Annotated in this window: 16 protein-coding genes; 12 read left to right on the forward strand and 4 right to left on the reverse strand. The window is 44.4% G+C overall.

The genetic code is table 11. The features are described from left to right. Window positions 1-228: 228 nt before the first annotated feature. The gene (locus tag AC1MCB_RS14790; protein WP_479965478.1) at window positions 229-1,947 is read right to left on the reverse strand and encodes a pyruvate dehydrogenase complex dihydrolipoamide acetyltransferase; all 1,719 of its coding nucleotides are present in this window, start codon (window positions 1,945-1,947) and stop codon (window positions 229-231) included. Window positions 1,948-1,985: 38 nt separating this feature from the next. Beyond that, window positions 1,986-2,981 (reverse strand): pyruvate dehydrogenase (acetyl-transferring) E1 component subunit alpha, encoded by a 996-nt coding sequence (pdhA, locus tag AC1MCB_RS14795; protein ID WP_479965479.1) that lies wholly within the window; start codon window positions 2,979-2,981, stop codon window positions 1,986-1,988. 252 nt (window positions 2,982-3,233) lie between these two features. Here pdhA and AC1MCB_RS14800 point away from each other — a divergent pair, with 252 nt between their 5' ends. Continuing rightward, window positions 3,234-3,788, forward strand: coding sequence for a C40 family peptidase (locus AC1MCB_RS14800; RefSeq protein WP_479965480.1), 555 nt, complete (start codon window positions 3,234-3,236; stop codon window positions 3,786-3,788). Window positions 3,789-3,847: 59 nt separating this feature from the next. On the opposite strand, the gene AC1MCB_RS14805 is transcribed toward AC1MCB_RS14800, so the two are convergent. Together AC1MCB_RS14805 and AC1MCB_RS14810 are read right to left on the reverse strand one after the other, a co-directional pair. Then, window positions 3,848-4,036, reverse strand: coding sequence for a hypothetical protein (locus AC1MCB_RS14805; protein ID WP_479965481.1), 189 nt, complete (start codon window positions 4,034-4,036; stop codon window positions 3,848-3,850). Between the two features lie 61 nt (window positions 4,037-4,097). Next, window positions 4,098-4,547 (reverse strand): DMT family transporter, encoded by a 450-nt coding sequence (locus AC1MCB_RS14810; RefSeq protein WP_479965482.1) that lies wholly within the window; start codon window positions 4,545-4,547, stop codon window positions 4,098-4,100. 182 nt (window positions 4,548-4,729) lie between these two features. On the opposite strand from AC1MCB_RS14810, the gene AC1MCB_RS14815 reads away from it, so the two are divergent. The 11 genes from AC1MCB_RS14815 (at window position 4,730) to nuoH (ending at window position 16,376) form a co-directional block, all read left to right on the forward strand. Beyond that, window positions 4,730-5,788, forward strand: coding sequence for an endonuclease/exonuclease/phosphatase family protein (locus AC1MCB_RS14815; protein WP_479965483.1), 1,059 nt, complete (start codon window positions 4,730-4,732; stop codon window positions 5,786-5,788). Between the two features lie 204 nt (window positions 5,789-5,992). Continuing rightward, on the forward strand, window positions 5,993-6,925 hold the full coding sequence (locus AC1MCB_RS14820; protein ID WP_479965484.1) for an SPFH domain-containing protein: 933 nt from the start codon (window positions 5,993-5,995) through the stop codon (window positions 6,923-6,925). Window positions 6,926-7,084: 159 nt separating this feature from the next. Then, entirely contained in the window at window positions 7,085-7,516 is a 432-nt protein-coding gene (locus AC1MCB_RS14825) for a CBS domain-containing protein (protein WP_479965485.1), read from the forward strand. Between the two features lie 77 nt (window positions 7,517-7,593). After that, window positions 7,594-8,028 carry an NADH-quinone oxidoreductase subunit A gene (locus AC1MCB_RS14830; protein ID WP_479965486.1) on the forward strand — a complete coding sequence of 145 codons (435 nt, stop codon included), beginning with the start codon at window positions 7,594-7,596 and terminating at the stop codon, window positions 8,026-8,028. Then, complete coding sequence (locus AC1MCB_RS14835) at window positions 8,025-8,663, forward strand: NADH-quinone oxidoreductase subunit B (RefSeq protein ID WP_479965487.1); 639 nt, start codon at window positions 8,025-8,027, stop codon at window positions 8,661-8,663. Before AC1MCB_RS14830 ends, AC1MCB_RS14835 begins: the two co-directional genes overlap by 4 nt. Before the next feature lie 43 nt (window positions 8,664-8,706). Next, window positions 8,707-10,455 carry an NADH-quinone oxidoreductase subunit C/D gene (gene nuoC, locus AC1MCB_RS14840; protein ID WP_479965488.1) on the forward strand — a complete coding sequence of 583 codons (1,749 nt, stop codon included), beginning with the start codon at window positions 8,707-8,709 and terminating at the stop codon, window positions 10,453-10,455. 103 nt (window positions 10,456-10,558) lie between these two features. After that, window positions 10,559-10,954, forward strand: a complete 396-nt coding sequence (locus tag AC1MCB_RS14845; protein ID WP_479965489.1) for a VOC family protein — start codon at window positions 10,559-10,561, stop codon at window positions 10,952-10,954. 13 nt (window positions 10,955-10,967) lie between these two features. Then, window positions 10,968-11,432: an NADH-quinone oxidoreductase subunit NuoE gene (gene nuoE / locus AC1MCB_RS14850; RefSeq protein ID WP_479965490.1), complete on the forward strand. Its 465-nt coding sequence runs from the start codon at window positions 10,968-10,970 to the stop codon at window positions 11,430-11,432. A 17-nt stretch (window positions 11,433-11,449) separates the two neighbouring features. Next, window positions 11,450-12,718 carry an NADH-quinone oxidoreductase subunit NuoF gene (gene nuoF, locus AC1MCB_RS14855; RefSeq protein ID WP_479965491.1) on the forward strand — a complete coding sequence of 423 codons (1,269 nt, stop codon included), beginning with the start codon at window positions 11,450-11,452 and terminating at the stop codon, window positions 12,716-12,718. Window positions 12,719-12,723: 5 nt separating this feature from the next. Then, window positions 12,724-15,420: an NADH-quinone oxidoreductase subunit NuoG gene (nuoG, locus tag AC1MCB_RS14860; protein WP_479965492.1), complete on the forward strand. Its 2,697-nt coding sequence runs from the start codon at window positions 12,724-12,726 to the stop codon at window positions 15,418-15,420. Continuing rightward, window positions 15,417-16,376, forward strand: a complete 960-nt coding sequence (nuoH, locus tag AC1MCB_RS14865) for an NADH-quinone oxidoreductase subunit NuoH (RefSeq protein WP_479965493.1) — start codon at window positions 15,417-15,419, stop codon at window positions 16,374-16,376. Before nuoG ends, nuoH begins: the two co-directional genes overlap by 4 nt. Window positions 16,377-16,396 lie beyond the last annotated feature (20 nt).

The raw sequence follows: 16,396 nt of genomic DNA on the forward strand, positions 1-16,396 counted from the left end.
ATGATAACAGGGTGCTCAGTATATTAAGATATGGCGAGTACCCTGCGAACACATAGTGTACATATAATGAAAAAATAATTTGGATGCTACAGGAGCAGAATTGGCATTTCCCTGCTTGTGTTATGATCCGCTTTGTTAGCTGCAGAAGAGAAGTCCTGTCAGAAAATTTTACACAAAAAAAAGACTGCCTCGTGGAGACAGTCTTGTATGTAAAGTTTTATGCTGAATTTAAACCAATAATCTTACAGGCTCTTCAAGCAGGGCTTTTAAAGTCTGCAGGAATGCGGAACCGGTTGCTCCGTCTACCACGCGGTGATCACAGCTTAGCGTCACCTTCATGATGTTGCCCGGAACAACAGCGTTGTTTTTCACGACAGGCACCTGCTGAATACCACCAATGGCCAGGATACAGGCATCGGGAGTATTTATAATAGCCGTAAACTCGTCTATACCGAACATGCCCAGATTAGAGATAGTGAAGGTAGAACCTTCCCAATCTGCTGGTTGCAGTTTCTTACTTTTCGCTCTCTGGGCGAAGTCCTTCACTTCTGCAGAGATATGCGATAATGATTTACCATCTGCAAAGCGAACCACCGGTACCAGCAAACCATCTTCAACAGCTACAGCTACACCAATATTCACGTGTTCATTGTAACGTATCTTATCTTCCTGCCATGATGAGTTAACATTAGGGTGCTGCTTTAAAGCAACTGCCACTGCTTTTAACACAATATCATTGAAAGATATTTTTACCTGCGAAAACTCATTCATTTTCGCACGCGCCTGGATGGCGCTATCCATATCAATAGACATGGTCAGGTAGAAATGCGGTGCGGTGAACAGGCTTTCTGAAAGACGCTTTGCGATAACCTTGCGCATCTGCGATACGGGCTTCTCGGTAAACTTCTCTTCGCCAATGAATTGTGGGATAACTGGTTTGGCAGATTCTGCAGATTTTGATTCGGTTTGTTGTGCCGCGGCCTTTTCAACTTCCTTAGTTGAAGGAGTAAAGCCTTCCACATCTTTCTTCACGATGCGGCCGCCTTCTGCGCTTCCTTTTACCTGGTTAATATCAATTCCTTTATCCTTAGCGATCTTACGTGCTAACGGAGAGGCTTTAATGCGTGAGTCGGAATCACTGAAAGCAGGCTCTTTTTCTTCTTCTACTTTGGCAGGAGCCGTTGCAGCTGCTGGTTGTTCTGAACCAGCTGCCTTTGCTTCTTCTGGCTTAGGCGCAGCAGGCTTGGCCGCAGATTGTTTAATTAATGGAGTAACATCAGTTCCCTCCTTGCCTACAATGGCTATAATATCGTTGACCTTAGCAGCCTGTCCTTTTTCAACCCCTATGTATAATAGAGTTCCGTCTGCGTAACCTGTTACTTCCATGGTTGCCTTATCGGTTTCCACATCAGCCAGAGCATCATCACTTTTTACTTTGTCACCAACTTTCTTGTGCCATTCAGCAATTACACCTTCCGTCATGGTATCGCTCAATAAAGGCATGCGAATGACGGTGGCACCAATTGATTCGGGATCTATCTCTAATGCTGGTTCAGCGGCTTCGGTTGCCTGATCAGCAGGAACTGCCGTTTCAGGTTTATTCGAAGTCTCGCCAGTAGATTTAGCTTCAGCTACTGCTGGTTTAGCTTCTTCTGGTTTAGCTTCACCATTGCCTCCTGCAGAATCCAATGCACTTTTGTAGTCTTCGCCTTCAGCACCAACCACGGCAATAACAGCATCAACGGGCACAGCCTTACCTTCTTCGGCTCCGATATATAATAATGTACCTTCCTGAAAAGATTCAAAGTCCATCGTTGCCTTATCCGTTTCGATCTCAGCAACCAGGTCTCCTGAATTAACTTTATCTCCTACTTTTTTATGCCATTTAGCGATAACACCTTCAGTCATGGTATCACTCATTTTGGGCATTCGCACTACTTCAGCCATGTTATAAAAATTGGTGTTGTTAAGATTTTAGAGTTTAATTAGCTGCGGATATATGGGTAATCTTCCTGAACATACACATCCTTATAAAGTTCAGAAGGATCAGGCCATGGTGATTCCTCTGCAAATTTTACAGACTCATCTACTATTGCCTTAACTTTTTGTCCAATTTCCTCAAACCAAGCCTCATCAGCGTATTGCTTCTGTTCGATCGTTTTTTTAACTTCCTCTACCGGGTCCTTTGCTTTATACTGCTCTACCTCTTCCTTGGTGCGGTACTTAGCCGGATCTGACATGGAGTGTCCTTTGTAACGGTAGGTGCGGATCTCTAAAAATGTTGGACCTTCACCGCGGCGGGCGCGTTGTACAGCCTCATCCATAGCATTATGAACAGCTACCGGATCCATGCCGTCAACCGGAGCGGATGGCATATCGAATCCTAAACCAATTTTGTAAATATCAACCATGTTGGTGGTACGCGCTACTGACGTACCCATAGCATAGCCGTTGTTCTCACACACGAAAACTACAGGAAGTTTCCATAACATCGCCATATTGAAGGTTTCGTTCAGGGCTCCCTGGCGAACTGCACCGTCTCCCATATAGGTAACGCATACGTTATCGGTTCCGTTATATTTCTCGGCGAAGGCAATACCTGCACCTAATGGGATTTGCCCCCCAACGATACCATGACCACCAAAGAAACGGTGTTTATTGCTGAACATGTGCATCGATCCACCTTTGCCCTTCGAGCAGCCGGTTGCCTTTCCATATAATTCAGCCATGATCTCGTTAGCTCCCATACCTCTTGCCAAAGCGTGGGCATGGTCGCGATAAGCCGTGATCATCGAGTCTTGCTCTTTCAGAACAGACATGGCTCCAGCCAAAACAGCTTCCTGGCCAATGTATAAATGGCAAAATCCCCTTATCTTTTGCTGACCGTATAATTGTCCGGCTTTCTCTTCAAACTTCCGCATCAAAAGCATCGACTCGTACCAATGCAAATAGGTCTCTTTCGTTATTTCTACTGAACTCATTTCGTACAATTTGTATTAAACCTGCCTGAATTACAGGACGACAAATCTAACTATATCTGGCTAAAAAAAGAATTAGCAAAGTGTTTTGTTTACACCCGGTAGCAAAAGGTTTATAGACTGTTAACGAATGTTAAATAGCAATTAAAAGGTTGGATACAATCGATAATTATTTTAGTTTTGAAACATTCTAAAATAAAACCAAGTATAAGGCGTTAATAGTCTTGTCGTTTAAACTATTAAATCCAGTCAAGAATGGGGAAAAAAGTAATCGTAGCACTGCTACTTATCATTTCTTTTGTGTCAGCTGAAGCGCAAATAACGAATAAGGATCAAAATACAACAGTAAAAATCGAAGATCCCGATAATCTAGCCACAGAATATTTTACACAAATTATGGGTGTTGCCCTTTCGGCGTCCTCTAATCTAAGACTTTATCAGTTTGTTTATGATTGGATTGGAACACCTTACCGATTAGGTGGTGGTACCAAAAATGGGATCGATTGTTCCGGTTTTGCATTCCAATTATATAACAAGGTGTTTAATACTGTTATCGGCAATAATTCCCGTAACATTTTCAGCATGGTTAATCCGGTCAACAAAGAAGAGCTTAAAGAGGGCGACCTTGTTTTCTTTAAAATCGGCAGCCGTTCTATCACTCATATGGGCGTTTACATGGGTAATAACAAATTTGCTCATGCTTCAAGCAGTAAAGGTGTAATGATCAGTGATCTTGATGAGGCCTACTGGAGAAAATATTACTACAAAGGAGGCCGAATGCTAGCATCTTTTCGGGAAAGCATGAATTAGACCTCCCTCTAAAAGATATTGAGGAAGCCAGAGGCTTCCTTTTTTAGTTTAAGGGCTTTTTACTTAGCCTGGTCTGTCGTGTTCCGAACAAGGCTGATTCCTGTAAAGAAAAAAATCATTCCTAAAACAGCAAAGACGATTAGCTGCTTGGCACCTTCAGAGTTTTGCACAAAGCCGATAGCAGCATAGATCAATCCAACAATACCCAGCAGAGTTAATATTAAGCCGAAAGTTCTTTTTAAATTCATATGATAAGGTTTAGGCGGATAAATGCAAATAGTCTGCCATTCGTTTGGCTTCCAAACCCACCTAGTTCTTCAGGATTAGAAAAACTCCCGCTACGAGTAGTACAGCGCCTGCCATGCGCATCCAGTTAACGCTGTGTTGCGCAAATCCCAGTAACCCGTAGTGATCTAAGAAAAGGGCAAAGAGTATCTGACCTGCTACAATAAGAGCTGCGGTATTAGTTGCTCCGATCCGGGGGGCAACAATTATCACCCCGGTTACATATAAAGCGCCGATGATTCCACCTGACCATTTGTATACAGGCATATCCTGCAGCGATTGAATTAAACCCGAGCTCTGCTTATTAAAAAGAAGAACGTATAATAAAAGTGCAAAGCTTCCTACTAAAAATGAAACAAGAGCAGCCATTACCGGGTTTCCAACTACGGTGCGCAATTGGGCATTTACACCGGCCTGGGTTGATAGCATGATGCCGGCGATGAGGGCCAAAGCATAGTAAATGAAGTTATTCATAACGCGAGACTTGAGATATGAGACATTAGATCGCTTTGAAATTCGATAACGAGTTGTTGTTCAATACTTCGTATTAGATTCAAGACAGAAAGTCAAATTTATAAATAGCTCCTAAACAATTGTCAGCCGTTCTTTTATTTTAGATATTATATTTGTTTGCGATACTTACTATCCGGATCCACTTGGAAGCACTTAAATTTTTGATCATCTTTTTAGGGTATTTTCTCATCTTCATCACTTTACTACCCTTTATCCGTCATGATTACTGGATTTTCAGGGTATTTGAATATCCCCGAATCCAGAAGTTGGTAGCAACAATGATGATCCTCATCCTGTTTATTAGCATTTTTGAGATTGAAAGTATGCATGAATACCTGTTTTCAGGATTGCTCACAGTCAATCTCGGCTATCTGTGCTATCAGGTTTACCCTTTTACCATGCTTGCTAAGAAGCAGGTTATCAAAACTGCTGTTAAGGATCCTGATAAGTGCATTAAGTTATTCATCGGAAATGTATTTCAGGACAACAGAGAGGCAAAAGATTATGTACATATCATCAAATCAGTTGATCCGGACGTCATTCTTTTAGTGGAAACTGATGCGTGGTGGGCTGAGCAAGTAGAAATCTTCGAATCTACCCACCCGCATCGTTTGCTGGTGCCTTTGGAAAATACTTATGGTATGCTGCTTTATTCAAAGTTCGAGTTAATAGATGCCAGCGTTAAATTTTTAGTACAAGACGATATTCCGTCCATCCATACTTGTATCAAGTTGCCATCGGGGGATATTTTTCGTTTCCATGGCTTGCATCCGACTCCCCCGGTGCCTGGTGAAAATCCACGATCAACAGAAAGAGATAAGGAAATTCTGAAGGTGGCAAAATCCGCAAAGAAAAGCGAACTGCCGGTGATCGTTGCGGGCGATTTGAATGATGTGGCCTGGAGTTATACCACGCTGCTATTTACAAAGATCAGCGGTCTATTAGACCCCCGGGTAGGACGAGGATTTTATAACACCTTCCACGCCGGACACCGCCTTATGCGCTTCCCGCTGGATCATATATTTTGTTCAACGGACTTTACCCTGGTGGAAATTCAACGAATGCCTAATTGTGGCTCAGACCACTTCCCTATGTATATTCAGCTGCAATATCAACCCAGGGCTGCTGCCGTGCAAGAGGAACCCGAAGCAGATGCAGCTGATCTGGAAATGGCGCAGGAGAAACTTAATAAGCCAACCTGAAGAGTTTCACGCAATGCCCGCAAAGTTAAAAAACGCGAAGGCCGCAAAGTCCTGGCATGCGGAGTGTTAAACTCTGCGTTCTTTGCGCCTGGCTTACCTGCTTTGCGTGACAATTCTTTTTAGCCAAAATTCGATCTGATGAAGATAATGGAAATCAATTTAAGTTTTACTTAAATCCTTATCTTGACCAAAAATTAAGAATATATGATTCCAGGTTTAATTGTGGGCTTTATAGCTCTTGTTATTTTGTTTAGTTCTTTTGTGACCGTTCGGCAGGGCACAATAGCAGTAATTACTATTTTTGGAAAGTACCGGAGGATTTTGAGTCCGGGATTAAGTTTAAAGATACCGCTGATTGAAATGATCCATTCCCGTATTTCTATACAGAACAGATCGGTGGAGCTGGAATTTCAAGCAGTAACGTCCGACCAGGCAAATGTGTATTTCAAAGCCATGGTTCTTTATTCGGTTAATAATCAGGATGAGGAAACGATTAAGAACGTAGCTTTTAAATTCGTTAACGAGCAGAACCTGATGCAGGCGCTGATCCGTACCATTGAAGGTACTATTCGTGCCTTTGTAGCCAGTAAAAAGCAGGCGGAAGTATTAAGTCTTCGCAAGGACATCGTTGATCACGTAAAGGACCAAATTGATGTGGTGTTGGAGAGCTGGGGTTATCATCTGCAGGATCTTCAGCTTAATGATATCACCTTTGATGAAGTTATCTTAACCTCGATGAGCCGTGTGGTTGCATCGAATAACCTGAAGGCTGCGGCAGAAAATGAAGGTCAGGCTTTACTTATAACCAAGACGAAAGCTGCTGAGGCGGATGGTAACGCGATTAAGATTGCCGCCAATGCCGAACGTGAAGCTGCGCAGTTACGAGGCCAGGGTATTGCGCTTTTCCGTGAAGAAGTAGCCAAGGGTATGACCCATGCTGCTAAAGAAATGGAGTCAGCCAATTTAGATACTTCGGTGATTTTATTTACCATGTGGACTGAAGCAATCAAACACTTTGCTGAAAACGGCAAGGGCAACGTGATCTTTCTGGATGGTTCTACCGAAGGCATGAAGCGTTCTATGGAACAACTGATGAGCATCAACATCCTTGATAAAACAAAAGAGCTATCCAATTAATAGTCGGCGATACGCCGGGTAATCCCCAAAAAATTATCAGTCGTACTAAATTATGGCTGATAATTTTCCTTTTTTAGTTTAATAAAAAACACTAACTTTCTATTACAAGACACCAATACGAAAAACTACTACCAGATTATAACCAGAAAGGAGTTAAATATGGGAAAAGTTAGAAACATACTGCAATCAAAAAGCAATTCTACTATATCTGTCTGTCCGGATAGTACCGTCTTTGAAGCATTAGAGCTAATCTGCGAAAAAAACATCGGCGCTCTGCTGGTGATGGATCAGGAGGAATTCGTTGGGATATTTACGGAACGGGATTATGCCCGTAAAGTGATCCTTAAGGGAAAATCTTCTAAAGAAACCCTGATCAGGGAAATTATGACCGAGGACCCGATCACCGTTACGCTCGATAACACTATCGAAGACTGTATGCGGTTAATGACTAACAAATTCATCCGGCACTTACCTGTTCTGGAAAACGGAAAGTTGATTGGCATTATTTCAATCGGCGACGTGGTAAAGTACATTATTGAAGAGCAGCGATTTATTATTGAAAATCTCGAACATTACATAACAGGGACCTGATCTCCAGGATCTCGTTATAAGAATAGCATTTGTATTAAAAGTTTTTGCGCTAAGGTCGTTCCCTAAACAGGTATGTTATGACTGAACCAAATTCATTTAGCACGCCCGGCTGGCCATTTCTGGTTTATGGTTTATTTGTACTCCTGCTTTTAACTCTGATTCTCACTCTATCTTATTTCTTAGGACAACGCCATAGCGGCCGCGCTACGGGGCAACCTTATGAGTCAGGTATTCTGGAAACCGGCTCAGCGCGTCTGCGATTCTCTGCTCAGTTCTACCTGATGGCCATGATGTTCGTCATCTTCGACATAGAAGTGGTATTTATTGTCCTGTGGGCCCTGGCCTTCAACGAGCTGGGCTGGGCCGGGTATATTGCCATTTCCGTTTTTATAGGGCTACTGATCGCGGTACTAATTTACGAATGGAGTATTGGAGCTCTGGATTTTGGACCTGACGGCAAGAAACTAATAAAAGCATATAGAAAACTGAACGTTCAAAAACCAGGTGTATGAATTGGTGGCTAAGTAAGACTGACGATCCAACAGGTACTGTTAAAGGTACCAGCTCATTTGAAGAAAACGTACGACAAAGCATCATGCTGACTACCGTGCAGGACTTGCTTGCCTGGGGTCGAAAAAATTCTATATGGCCATTCCATTTTGGCCTCTCCTGCTGCTTTGTTGAAATGGCCACCAGCCTGACGAGCAAATACGATGTTGCCCGGTTTGGCGCTGAGGTCATACGTGGCACTCCTCGGGAAGCCGATGTGATGGTTATCGCAGGAACTGTATTCGTCAAGATGGCACCAATAATCAAACGGCTTCATGAACAGATGATGGAGCCGAAATGGGTCATATCCATGGGCTCATGCGCTAACTCCGGCGGCATGTATGATATCTACAGTGTGGTACAGGGGGTCGATAAATTTCTTCCGGTTGATGTCTACGTACCCGGATGCCCTCCGCGACCGGATGCATTTATGAGCGGATTAAACCTCCTTGTCTCCTCTGTCGGCAAAGAACAAAGACCCCTAAGCTGGTATATGGGACCTCAGGGAATCATCAAGCCAGAAAAACCTTCAATGAAAGAAGTAAACAGGGAAGCGAGAAAAAATATGATCGACTTTAAGACTACGGATCAGATATGATACCCAAAATATAGAATTATTAAGAGGCTTTAATTTCAAAAGCATGGATACTGTTTCCGGCTCAACCGACGAAATTACCGGCATAAGTGACGGTGAGATTCTCAATCATCAACATACTGTTGATGAAATCGGGACAGTTTGGGTCAAGCCGGAAAGTATAGTATCGGTTCTATCACACTACAAAACCCTTCCTTCTAAACCCTATGAGTTTCTGTACGATATCTGCGGTATTGACGAGCGAAATCGCCTTACAAAAACTGAATCTTATATAGCAGATTTTACAATAGTTTACACCTTGCTTTCTTTTGAAAGTAATCAATTTCTTAGATTCAAAGTCGGACTTGCGGGTGAATATCCCACTCTGCCCTCCATTACCTCATTATGGCCAAACGCCAACTGGTACGAGCGCGAGATCTATGATATGTTCGGTGTCCGGTTTGCCGGTCATCCCAACCTGCGACGGCTGCTCATGCCCTTAACATGGGAGGGCCATCCATTACGAAAGGAACATCCAGCCCGGGCAACTGAGATGGGGCCATTCAAACTGTGGGATGAAAAACAGGACCGTGAGCAGGCATCACTTCAGTTTCGGCCGGAAGACTGGGGTTTGAAAAGAACAAGTGCGGATGCCGATTTTATGTTTTTAAATCTGGGGCCGCAGCACCCGGGTACGCATGGAGTTCTTCGAATCATCCTTCAGCTTGACGGGGAGGATATTGTGGATGCCATTCCTGATATCGGCTTCCACCATCGCGGGGCCGAGAAAATGGGTGAGCGGCAGTCATGGCATACATATATTCCCTATACCGACCGTATTGATTACCTGGGCGGTGTGATGAATAACCTGGCTTACCTGCTGGCGGTAGAAAAGCTGGCAGGCATTACAGTGCCCGATCGGGTAAAAACCATGCGGGTAATGCTTTGCGAATTTTTCAGGATTGCAAGCCACCTGGTTTGGTACGGAACCTTCGCACAGGATCTCGGGCAGCTATCACCCGTATTTTACATGTTTACTGACAGGGAAAAGGTATTTGATGTGATAGAAGCAGTTACCGGTGGAAGGATGCATCCTAACTGGTTTAGAATTGGCGGTGTTGCCCAGGATCTGCCTCAAGGATGGGATACATTGGTTGCCGATTTCGTAGAATATTTTCCGAAAAGGCTTAAGGAGTATGATCAAATGGTAATGCGTAACAGCATCTTCAAAGCCCGGACCGTTGGAATTGGAATATACACCGTACAGGAAGCTATTGATTGGGGGGTAACCGGCCCGGGCCTTAGGGCCTGCGGCTTCGGTTGGGATTTTCGAAAGAAACAACCCTATTCAGGCTATGAAAACTTTGACTTTGAGATTCCTGTCGCCCAGAATGGGGACTGCTATGACCGGGCAGTAGTCCGCGTTGAAGAAATGAGGCAGAGCCTTCGAATTATTGATCAATGCCTTAAAAATATGCCCTCAGGTCCCTATAAAGCTGACCATCCCTTGACAACCCCTCCCATTAAAAAACATACGATGGAGGATATCGAAACTTTAATCACTCATTTTTTGAATGTAAGCTGGGGCCCGGTTATTCCAGCCGGTGAAGCTATGAGTTGCATTGAGGCTACGAAAGGTGCTAATAGTTATTATTTGATCAGCGATGGAAATACATCACCATATAGGGTGAGGGTAAGGACACCATCGTTCCCACATATGCAGATGCTGCCATACATCAGCAAAGGATATACAGTTGCTGACCTTCTTTCGATTTTGGGAAGCATGGATTACGTATTAGCGGATATCGACAGGTGACGGATGAAGGATGAAGGTGGAAGGCATGAAGGAAAATTGTAAAATGACCAAAGAATAAAAATTAAGGAAAATAAAGGATCTTAAAAAATGGAGGGTAAAAGCTATGGTAAAGACTTATGGTTTAACTCATATCACTTTGAAAGTGCAGGATGTAAAGCGCTCTTCAGCATTTTATCATAAGGTATTTGGAGCCCAGGAAATGTATCATTCGGAGGGTTTTATTCAGATTCAGACTCCCGGGAGCCACGACATCATTGTTTTTGAACAAGGAGAAAAGAGTTCATCGAAAGGCGCCGGCATTGTTCATTTTGGATTCCGGCTTGTTAGGCCGGATGATCTCGAGGACATCGTTAATGTAGTCGAGGCCGCCGGTGGTCAGATCAAAGATCAGGGTGAATTCGAAGCTGGAGAGCCTTATGTCTTTCTGTATGATCCCGATGGATATGAGGTAGAGATCTGGTACGAAAAACTTAGTCCGGCACATGTAGCCTTCAATTAACAGCCTTTGCGATATGCTTACCCTCGACGAAAAAAAAGAGATTGAAAAAGAGGTCGCACTGGTCCCGGTGCGAAGGGCGGCATGTATTGAGGCGTTAAAAATTGTGCAGCAGCGCCGTGGATATATCTCAAATGAAGACTTGCGGGACATTGCAGATTTTATGGGGATGTCTGCTGAGGATCTGGATAGCGTAGCGACATTCTACAATCTTATTTTCAGAAAGCCGGTAGGAAGGAATGTAATACTACTCTGTGACAGTATCAGCTGTTACGTGATGGGGTATGAAAAGCTATATGAATATTTGAAAGAGCACCTTCATATCCGCTTTGGAGAGACCACCCGCGATGGCCGGTTTACGCTGTTACCCAATTGCTGTTTGGGAACCTGTGATCACGCTCCTGCTTTAATGATCAATAATGAATTATATAGAGATCTGCATGAAGATAAACTGAACGAGATTTTAAAGGAATACAAATAACCTTATCGAAATACCTGATGGAAAAGCCTTTAACCCAACACATAAGTTCTAACCGCCCGCCGCTTAATTTTAAAGAATTTTCGGCTGTTGGCGGTTATGTGTCGGTGGGCAAGGCTTTACAGATGACACCTGCGGAGGTAACAAAACTTGTGCAGGATGCGGACCTTAAAGGTCGTGGCGGGGCCGGCTTTAACACAGGAATGAAGTGGAGCTTTGTTCCGATGAATGGAATTTCTGGAGACAGATACCTGGTAGCCAATGCAGATGAAATGGAACCGGGAACTTTTAAGGACCGCTTGATGCTGGAAGGAAATCCTCATCTGCTGATTGAAGGAATGATCGTCGCAGCCTACGCCATCCAGGCAAATATTTCATTTATCTTTTTACGCTGGGCTTATAAAAAAGCTGCCCGGGTGATTAGGCAGGCTATAGACGAAGCCTATCGATCCGGATATCTCGGGAAAAATATTCTTGGCTCAGAATTTAGTCTCGAAATGCATCTCCACACGGGTGTTGGCCGCTATATGTGTGGCGAGGAAACAGCTCTTTTGAATGCTCTGGAGGGGAAAAGAGCAACGCCAAGGACTAAGCCACCATTTCCACAGGTAAGCGGTCTGTTTGGAAAACCAACAATCGTTAATAATGTAGAAACGCTTTGCAATGTCCCCCATATTATCAACAATGGAGCCGATTGGTTTAAGGGGCTCAGTGCGGGCGGTGATGCAGGAACAAAATTATACGGGATCAGCGGTAATGTTAATAAACCGGGCCTTTGGGAACTACCCATGGGCACAAGCATGCGTGAACTTATTTATGAGCATGCAGGCGGCATGAAAAAGAATTATAAGTTTAGGGGAGCTCTTCCGGGCGGGGCTTCAACAGATTTCCTGGTGGAGGAACACCTGGATACAAAGATGGATTTCCGTTCGGTTGCAGCGGCTGGCAGCCGGCTGGGAACAGGCACTATGGTTATCCTTGACGATCACACCTGTCCGGTAGGTTTTGTTCATAACCTCGAACACTTTTTTGCACAGGAATCTTGCGGATGGTGCACTCCGTGCCGGGAAGGTCTGCCATGGACAGAAAAAATACTTAAATCTATAGAAGACGGATTCGGCAAAGCAGAGGATATCAACCTGCTCGAGATGCACACACAATTTTTGGGTCCCGGAAATACATTCTGCGCGTTGGCGCCCGGGGCAATGGAGCCCCTTCAGAGCGCATTGAAATATTTTCGTGAAGATTTTAACAGGCATATAGACCAACATCGATGTCCTTATAAGTAAGAATTATGGCCATTATCTATATAGATAAAGTTCCTTATGATGTTAAAGCAGGGAAAAACCTTTTGGAGGTTTGCCTTAGCCTTGGGCTTGACCTCCCCTACTTTTGCTGGCATCCTGCGATGGGTTCGGTGGGTGCATGCCGCCAGTGTGCTGTTAAACTTTTTAAGGATGAGACAGATCCGAAAGGACGCCTTGTGATGTCATGCATGGAGACTGTCAAGGACAATCTTCAGCTTTCCATTGCCGACGCTACTGCTAAAGCCTTTCGGGCACAGATCATCGAATGGTTAATGACCAACCATCCTCACGATTGCGCGGTATGCGACGAAGGGGGTTCCTGTCATTTACAAGATATGACAGTCATGACCGGCCATTCTTATCGTCGTTTCACATACAAAAAAAGAACTTATAGTAATCAGTATCTGGGTCCTTTTATAAATCATGAGATGAACCGCTGCATTCAGTGCTATCGCTGCGTTCGGTTCTATAAGGATTATGCCGGAGGAAAAGACCTGGATGTTTTTGCGGCCCATGACCATGTTTATTTCGGCAGGTCAGAAGATGGCGTGCTTGAAAATGAGTTTAGTGGAAATCTTGCTGAAGTTTGCCCAACAGGTGTCTTTACAGATAAAACCCTTAAGCAACATTATACCCGGAAGTGGGACCTTACTATGGCCCCATCGGTTTGCCAGCACTGCAGTTTGGGCTGTAATATAGTTGCTGGAGAGCGCTATGGCGAATTAAGACAAATTACCAACCGTTATAACAGTGAAGTTAACGGCTATTTTATCTGTGACCGCGGCAGGTTTGGTTATGAATTCGTAAACAGCCTGAACCGCATACAACAGCCGCTCATCCGCAGCAGTGTTCCCGAAGCGGTAGATAAAGACACATTATTTGATCATTTGAAGCCGCTTCTTTCGAATAAGATGATAGGAATTGGATCCCCCAGAGCTTCCCTTGAGTCTAATTTTGCTTTGAGAAAATTGGTGGGCAAAGACAGCTTTTTCCAGGGAGTAACAGACGTGACAGCAGAAATAATGAACTTTGTTATTTCCGTTTACAGTTCCGGCGATGTTCATGTTGCTTCTTTAAAAGACGCTGAAGAGGCAGATGTGGTTTTGATTTTTGGCGAAGACCTGACCAATTCTGCTCCCCGGCTGGCTCTTACCGTGCGCCAGGCTGTAAGAAACACTCCCATTGAAGATGCCAATCGTATAAATATTCCTGAATGGCATGATGCTGCCTTAAGAGAGTTGGTTCAGCAGGAAAAAGGCGAATGCTTTATTATCAATCCGATAAAGACGAAGCTGGATGAGATTGCATCTGAAACTTTTAATATCGCTCCGGATGATATCGCACGTTTAGGATATGCGATAGCAAATTATTTAAATCCGCTTTCACCCCCTGTTGAAAATCCAGATCAGGACATGATGAGTGATGCCATTCGCATTGCGACTATTCTTAAAAATGCAAAAAACCCGCTGGTCATTTCAGGGGCAAGTTTAATGAACTCTGCAATTGTAAAAGCGGCTGCCAACATTGCATCGGGCCTGGGTACCGAAAGCCGGAAAGCTATGCTTTCCATTGTATTCCCTGATTGTAACTCATTGGGACTGGCGATGATGGACGCCCCGCCACTATCTGCTGCTTCAAGTTTGCTCAGAATGGCAGAAACATTGATTATCCTGGAGAATGATCTTTATCGGGCTACAGAGGCCAGGGAAATTGATGACTTGCTTAATAGCTGCAAAAACGTCATTGTGTTAGATCATTTGCACAACCGAACAACATCAAGAGCCGGTGTAGTGATCCCCGTTGGAACCTTTGCTGAGGCCGATGGTGCAGTTATCAATAATGAAGGGAGGGCACAATGCTTCTTCCAGGTGTTTCCGCCAAAAAACGAATATATAAAAGAGAGCTGGCGATGGCTAGCCGAGTTAAACCAACTAAAAACCGATCAACCTGTTGAATTAATATCACCTCACTTGCTCGCTGCTGAACTGGCAAACGAGCTGACTCAGTTTGACGGGCTGGAGAGAGTTGTCCCTCCTTCGGATACAAAGATCAAAAACCAGAAGATACCCCGGGAACCGCACCGTTACAGTGGACGTACGGCTATGCAAGCCCACCAGAATGTAAGCGAGCCAAAACCACCGACTGATATGGACACTCCATTCTCCTTTACCATGGAAGGGTATAAAGGGCCGTTGCCAGGCCCATTGGTTCCGTTCTTTTGGGCACCTGGATGGAACTCATCGCAATCGATAAACAAGTACCAGCTTGAAGTAGGCGGTCCCTTATACGGAGGCGACTCTGGTGTGCGATTATTTAATAAGATTAGTGCCGACACTCCAAGCTTTTTCAACAGTATACCGGCTACTTTTAAACCATCTGCCGGTGAATGGTTATTAATTCCGTTGACTCACATTTTTGGTTCGGAGGAACTGAGCGTTTACACCCCGGGGGTTGCTGAGCGTTCGCCGGCCCCCTACATCGCGATTGGATTGAAAGATGCCATTTATTTGAATGTAAAGCCGGGGGAGATCATATCAGTAGCTATTGGCACAAGCAGATATTCCTTGCCGGTTCAGGTAAAAGACGAATTGAAACAGGGAACAGCCGGAATTCCATACAACCTGGGCGAATTAACTGGAATCAAGTGGCCCGCAAAGGCAACGCTAAAAAGGGTAAGCACATGAACGAAACTGTTTATTATATCCTGATGATTGTGATCATGCTTTTCACGTTGACCACTATTGCCGCATGGCTTATTTGGATCGAACGGCGTGTTCTTGCATTGTGGCAGGATCGCTATGGTCCAAACCGCGCAGGACCATTCGGTTTGCTAATCGTAGTGGCTGATACTCTTAAACTGTTTTTCAAAGAAGACTGGATTCCACCATTTGCTGACAAGTTCATCTTCGTTATTGCCCCGGCTATTGTTGCCGCTACCGTTCTGATGAGCTTCGTAGTGGTGCCATTCGCTCCCGGAATACTCATTGCGGATCTGAACGTCGGCCTGCTATTTTTTCTGGCCATGTCCTCACTTGGTGTTTACAGTATCGTTCTGGGAGGCTGGGCCTCAAATAATAAGTATTCGCTTTTGGGGGCTTTACGCGGAGCATCGCAGATGATCAGTTACGAGGTATTCATGGGTTTATCATTAATGGGGGTGGTCATGCTGTCTGGCTCTTTCCGCCTAACTGACATAGTTATGGCTCAACAGGATTATTGGTTTATCATCACGCAACCGGTCGCCTTTGTGATCTTTCTGATTGCTGGGGTAGCGGAAACGCATCGGCTGCCTTTTGATATCCCTGAAGCGGAAAGTGAACTGGTAGCAGGTTTTCACTCCGAGTACTCTGGAATGAAGTTCGGGATGTTCTTCATTGGCGAATACCTGGGAATTATACTGATCTCTTCTATGCTGGTTACCCTGTTTTGCGGTGGCTGGCTCGGACCTGCCTTTCTGCCGGGGGTTGTATGGTTCTTCCTCAAGACGTTCGTTTTCATCCTGCTGTTCGTCCTGTTACGTGCTTCGCTTCCTCGTCCCAGATATGATCAGCTGATGGAGTATGGGTGGAAAGTATTGCTCCCAATTGCTTTACTGAATTTATTGGTTACCGGGGCAGTAGTATTGTGGATGAGAGAATAATGGATGAAGCAAGGATAAAG

This window comes from Daejeonella sp. AP26, from assembly GCF_056680515.1.